4 protein-coding genes are annotated in these 4,963 nt (G+C 70.9%); 1 reads left to right on the top strand and 3 read right to left on the bottom strand.

Annotated features, from left to right (window positions below; all coding sequences use genetic code 11):
- Positions 1 to 231 precede the first annotated feature (231 nt).
- Positions 232 to 732, bottom strand: a complete 501-nt coding sequence (locus FNX44_RS23770) for a hypothetical protein (protein WP_143650932.1) — start codon at positions 730 to 732, stop codon at positions 232 to 234.
- Positions 733 to 805: 73 nt separating this feature from the next.
- Positions 806 to 1,252 (bottom strand): DnaJ family domain-containing protein, encoded by a 447-nt coding sequence (locus FNX44_RS23775; protein ID WP_143650935.1) that lies wholly within the window; start codon positions 1,250 to 1,252, stop codon positions 806 to 808.
- Positions 1,253 to 1,440: 188 nt separating this feature from the next.
- Between FNX44_RS23775 and FNX44_RS23780 the strand changes: the two genes are divergently transcribed.
- Positions 1,441 to 2,451, top strand: coding sequence for a hypothetical protein (locus FNX44_RS23780; RefSeq protein ID WP_143650937.1), 1,011 nt, complete (start codon positions 1,441 to 1,443; stop codon positions 2,449 to 2,451).
- 115 nt (positions 2,452 to 2,566) lie between these two features.
- Here the strand turns inward: FNX44_RS23780 and FNX44_RS23785 are convergent, their stop codons facing one another.
- The gene (locus FNX44_RS23785) at positions 2,567 to 4,927 is read right to left on the bottom strand and encodes a chitinase C-terminal domain-containing protein (RefSeq protein WP_143650939.1); all 2,361 of its coding nucleotides are present in this window, start codon (positions 4,925 to 4,927) and stop codon (positions 2,567 to 2,569) included.
- Positions 4,928 to 4,963 lie beyond the last annotated feature (36 nt).

Below are 4,963 nucleotides of genomic sequence, written 5' to 3' on the forward strand. Positions count from 1 at the left end.
GCCATGTTCTCCTCGCGGGGCCGGGCGCCGGGGGCGGCGATGACGGGGAGTCACCACGTTAGAAGGCCGTGGCAGGCGGCTCAAGGTTCGGCGGTCACCGTGATTGGTCCCACCAATGGCGGCGGCAGATCCAGCCCTGCGGTTCCGGACCCCTCACACGTCCCGCCCCACGCGACGGCGGGCCGCCGGGTGGAGCGGGACGTGTGAAAGACCGGCGTCACCGACCGGGGTTCACCTGCGGCCGGACGACTTGTGCGGCTTGACGTCGCAACTGACCTTCGGGTTGACGGCGTTGAAGACGCCCTTGGGGTTCTTCTTCCAGATCCAGGCGTGCAGCGTGTAGAAGGGGAGGCCGTTCGGCGGGTCGAAGTCCTGGCCGAAGAGGGTGGCGGCGGTCTTTGAGGCGTACTCCACCGCGACGAGCTTCAGGCCGCCGTTCGGGGTAGGCGCGTAGACGAGCACGTTCGGCTCGGTCGGGTTGAGCTCGCTCTGGTCCGCGGCGAGGGACTTGGCGAAGTGGAAGCCCATGCCCTCCACACACGGCGAGGCGAGTTCGTAGCCTTCGGCCTTGGCCTCCCACACGCTGTGGAAGCGGGCCGTCGCGTCCCGCACCTCCTGCAGCTCGGGCGGGAGCTTGCCGCCGCCCGGGCCGCCGCCCGCCAGGGCGGTACCGCCCGGTGCGAGGGTGGCCGCGACCAGCGCGCTGAGGACTACGAGGGACTTTCTGCGCATGTTCTTTCTCCAGGGAGAGACGGAGGGTGTTCGATTCGTACGGTAAGCACACGATCACCCGCCGCGCTCGCCCTCACGCGCCGGCCTCACCCGAGCGGCCCGACGACGACCCCCCGCCGGCGGCCCCGCGCCCCGCGCGCCATTCCGTGACCACCGTCTCCACGTCGTACGGGACCAGACCGTGCGGAGGCCCGTCCATCGGACGGCGCATCGCCTCCTCGATCCGTTTGTTGACCTCTGCGATGATGCGTCTCACCTCCATCTCGGTGGCCGCGCTCCCGGCGGCGGCAAGGGCGTCCTCGACCTGCTTGCGGAGGGCAAGGGTGGCCGGCAGAAGGGACACCCCTTCGGCGGCCATCTTCCGCTTCACCCACCACATCTCGTCGTAGGGCGCGCTGTCGTCGGGCAGCGGCTTCCCCCGGCCTGCCAGTTCGTCGAAGGCACCCCGTTCGGTCGCCTCGCGGATCTGCCGCTCGACCCATGACTCGACGTCCATTCCCGGTGGCTTGCGTTCGGTCATGCCTCCAGCATGCCCGAAGAGCCAGGCGGCCACCGGGAACCGCACGTGGTCCGCGGACCTCCATGTGGAGGGGCGGCCTTCACGCGGTGACGGCCTTCACGCGGTGACGGCCTTCACTCGGGTGGCGACGCTTCGGCCGGGGCGCCGCGCCGCCCGCGGGGCATCGGTGAGAGCGGACGGAGGCGGTCGTGGGGCGACGGGGACGGCTGACGGCCCGTGTCGGGGCGGCGGTCCTGATGCTGGCCTCCGGCGGCGCGCTGTCCACCAGACGGGACCGTGCCCACGCGGTGGAGCTGGCAGAGCGGCTGTGTCCGGGAACGTTGCGGTACGTCGCGGACCGGACCCTCTGGCCCGCCTTCGACGGCTCGGAGGTGACGTTCGCGACGACCGACGATCCTGACGCGGTGGTCCGGCTGCGCGTCGACACCAGGATCGGCCGCTGCGGGCGTGACCGGCCCTGCGAGCAGGAGTTGGCGGACGCCGTGGCACGCGGCAGGGAACGCGCGGCGTCCTTCCGTTCGCTGCGGGCGGCCCTCGCCCGCGGCGGTCACGAGCTGCACGCCGTGCGGGAGACGGTGACGCATCCGTGGATCACCGCCGATCTCGGCGACGGCGACGTGTCCGCGACGCTGCGGGAGATCGGGGAGTGTCTGGCGGACTGGCGGTCCGGCGAGGAGCCGTGGCGGGTCACCGTGAACATCGCCGCGTCCGGCGCCGCACGCCGGCTGCCCACCGGTGGCGACGACCGTCCCACTCTGCTCCGGCTCTCCGACGACGGGCGCCTGGGCGCGCTCGCCCGTGGCCGCCACCTGTCCGTCGACTACACCGCCGAGCCCGGCGGGACTCCCACGCCGGCCAGAGGGCGGCTGGAACTCCCCTTCCGGCAGCGGCAGGCGTTCGAGGAGACACTGCGGAAGGAGTTCGACGCCCGGATGCGTGGACGGCGGCCCGGGGCGCGGGGGCGGCGGTTCCACCAGGTGCGCTACCTGGTCCCGGGGCGCGTCGACCGGATGCGCGGGCATGTGCGCTCCTCCGACCAGACCTCCGCCGACGACGGCCTGCGCGGCCGCCGCGCCGACCACGTCGCCCTGGTCACGACGGATCTCGACGGTCGCCTCGTCGAGGAGCCACGTGTCGCCCAGGAGGGCGGCCGGGTGACGGGCGGCAGGCCCGGGCCGCTGCTTCCGCCGGCGCTGTGACCGTATGCCGCCGGGCGGCACGCGTCGGCGCCGCGCACGCCCCTGCTCGGGGCGTGCGCGGCGCCGGAGTCCGGCCGGCGGATCGGTCGGGAACCGTCAGCCGTAGGTCAGCGCGTCAGCAGGCGCCGAGGTCCTCCCAGACTCCCCACTGTCCGGTGGTGCCGGGCTCGTCGTTCTGGGTCCACCACTTGGCCTTCCAGGTGCGGTCGTTCCAGGAGACCTGGTCGCCGCCGTTGTAGACCTTGCCGCGCTCCCAGGCCGCCGCGGTGCACTCGCCGGGACCGCCGGTCCCGCCGCCGTTGTCACCGCCACCGTTGTCGCCGCCACCGTTGTCGCCGCCACCGTTGTCGCCGCCGGGCGTGCCCGGGGTGGTGCCGCGGGCCAGGTCGGCCGCGATGCCGTACTTCTTGCCGTTCAGTGTCACCGTCCAGTTCGACGGTGTGGAGACCGGCAGGTAGTAGACGAAGTCCAGGCTGACCTCCTCGCCGGGGGCGAGGGACTGCCAGGCCGGGAGCTTCAGCGACACCCGGTGGTAGTCGCCGCGCAGGCCGCCGACGTTGCCGCTGCCTGTGTGGTCGCTGCGGATGATGGTGGTGCCGAAGCCGGACTGGTCCTTGGCGTTGCCGGGCGCCGAGGTGGCGTAGTCGAACTGGAACTCGGTGCCGCCGGGCAGCGTCGTCTGCGTGTTGTTGCGGATGCGCAGCTTGGGGCTGATCGGGTAGTTGCTGTCGCCGAGTGCGAAGTCGGTGAAGCGGACCCCGATGTCCAGGGTCTCGTTCGGCATCTCGATGGTGGCCCGCTTGGCGCCGTACGGCGAGGCCGCCTTGAACGCGTCGTACATGATCGTCGTCAGTGTGTCACCGGGCTCGTACTGGCCCTTGGCGGCGTTCCACGAGTAGTCGCCGGCCAGCTCCCACATCATCGTGCCGCCGATGCCCTGGTCGACGACCCAGTCGGCCTTGGCCCGCACGGACTGCTCGTCCTCGGTGGAGAGGAAGACCTTCTTGTCCGCGTTCCACAGCCAGGGCGCCACCAGCGTGCTGTCGTACTTCCGGGCGTAGGTGCCGGTCAGCTTGGTGTCGGCGGGGAAGCCGTACTGGGTGACGTAGTCGCCGACGATGCCCTTCTCGAGGTTCTTGGCGTGCCACATCGGGTTGGAGCCCGCCGGGGACTCCTTGCCCTGGGTGTCCAGGTCGTGCCACAGGTTGTCGATGCCGACGGCGCCGTCACCGCACTTGGTGAGTCCCGCGCCGGCGGGGCAGTTCGTGGTGGAGGAGCGTCCCCAGAGGCCGTCGGTGCCACCGGTGACGTTCTTCCAGCCGCGCGTGTAGTAGGGCAGGCCGACGTTGATGCGGCCGGCCGGCATCGCGCCGCGGAAGTAGCGGTACGCCCAGTCGGTGTTCAGGTAGCCGATGCCGCCGTACTGGGACGTGGTGTAGACGCCGGCGGCCGCGAGTTCGGCGTCCTTGCCGTCGTCGAACAGGGAGGCGTTCGGGCCGACGAACTCGTTCCAGGCGCCGTGCAGGTCGTAGGACATGATGTTGACGTAGTCGAGGTACTTGGCCGTGTCGTACGTCTCCATGCCGCGCAGCAGGTAGCCGGAGGAGGGCGCGGCGACGGTCAGCAGGTAGTGCTTGCCGTCCTGGGCGCCGGCCCGGTCGAGCTTCTCGCGGAGCGTCTTCATCAGCGCGGAGTACCCGGCGTTGAGACCGGCGCGGCGCGGGTTGGCGATGGCCCAGTCCAGCGGGTTGCCGGCGTCCTTCATCGACGTGGCGTACTCGTAGTCGATGTCCAGGCCGTTGAAACCGTAGTCGCGCAGGAACTTCACGGCGGAGTCGGCGAAGGTGTTGATGCCGGCCTGGTTCACCGAGCCGTCGGCGTTGGTGGCCATGGTGTAGAAGCCGCCGGAGTCCACCCGTTCACCGTCGGGGCCGAAGTAGCCGCCGGTCTCGGCCCAACCACCCACCGAGACGAGCGTCTTGACATGCGGGTGCTGCTTCTTGAATTTGTTGAGCTGGTTGAAGTGGCCCTTGTAGGAGAACGCCGGGTCCATCTCGGCGCCGGGCACACCGGGCCAGGTCATGCCGGTGGCCGGGTTGTCGGCGTTGTGGGGCCCGACGGACAGCCGGTTGTTCGAATCGACGTGGGCGAAGGCGTAGTTGAGGTGGGTGACCTTCTCCCACGGGATGTCGGACGCCAGGTAGGCGTCGCGGCCGTCCTTGCCGGTCCGCCAGCTGGTGAAGTAGCCGATGACGCGGCGCTGGTGGTCGGCGCCCATCTTCTCGCGTCCGGCGCTGTCGTAGACGGTGCAGTAGGGGACGTCGACACCTGGGGTGGCGTACAGGCCGTCCGGGCGGCAGGACTCGTGGTCCTCCTGGGCCTGAGCGACTGACGGCGTGAGAACGCCGACGAGCAGCCCGGCGACGGCCGTCACGGCCGCCGCCGCGCCGGCTCTCACACGGGTACGGGCGAACACGGGGAACCTCCTGGGAAGGGGGCTGTCTCTTATACA

The sequence above is a fragment of the Streptomyces alkaliterrae genome (genome assembly GCF_007097205.2).
Taxonomy (GTDB): Bacteria; Actinomycetota; Actinomycetes; order Streptomycetales; family Streptomycetaceae; genus Streptomyces; species Streptomyces alkaliterrae.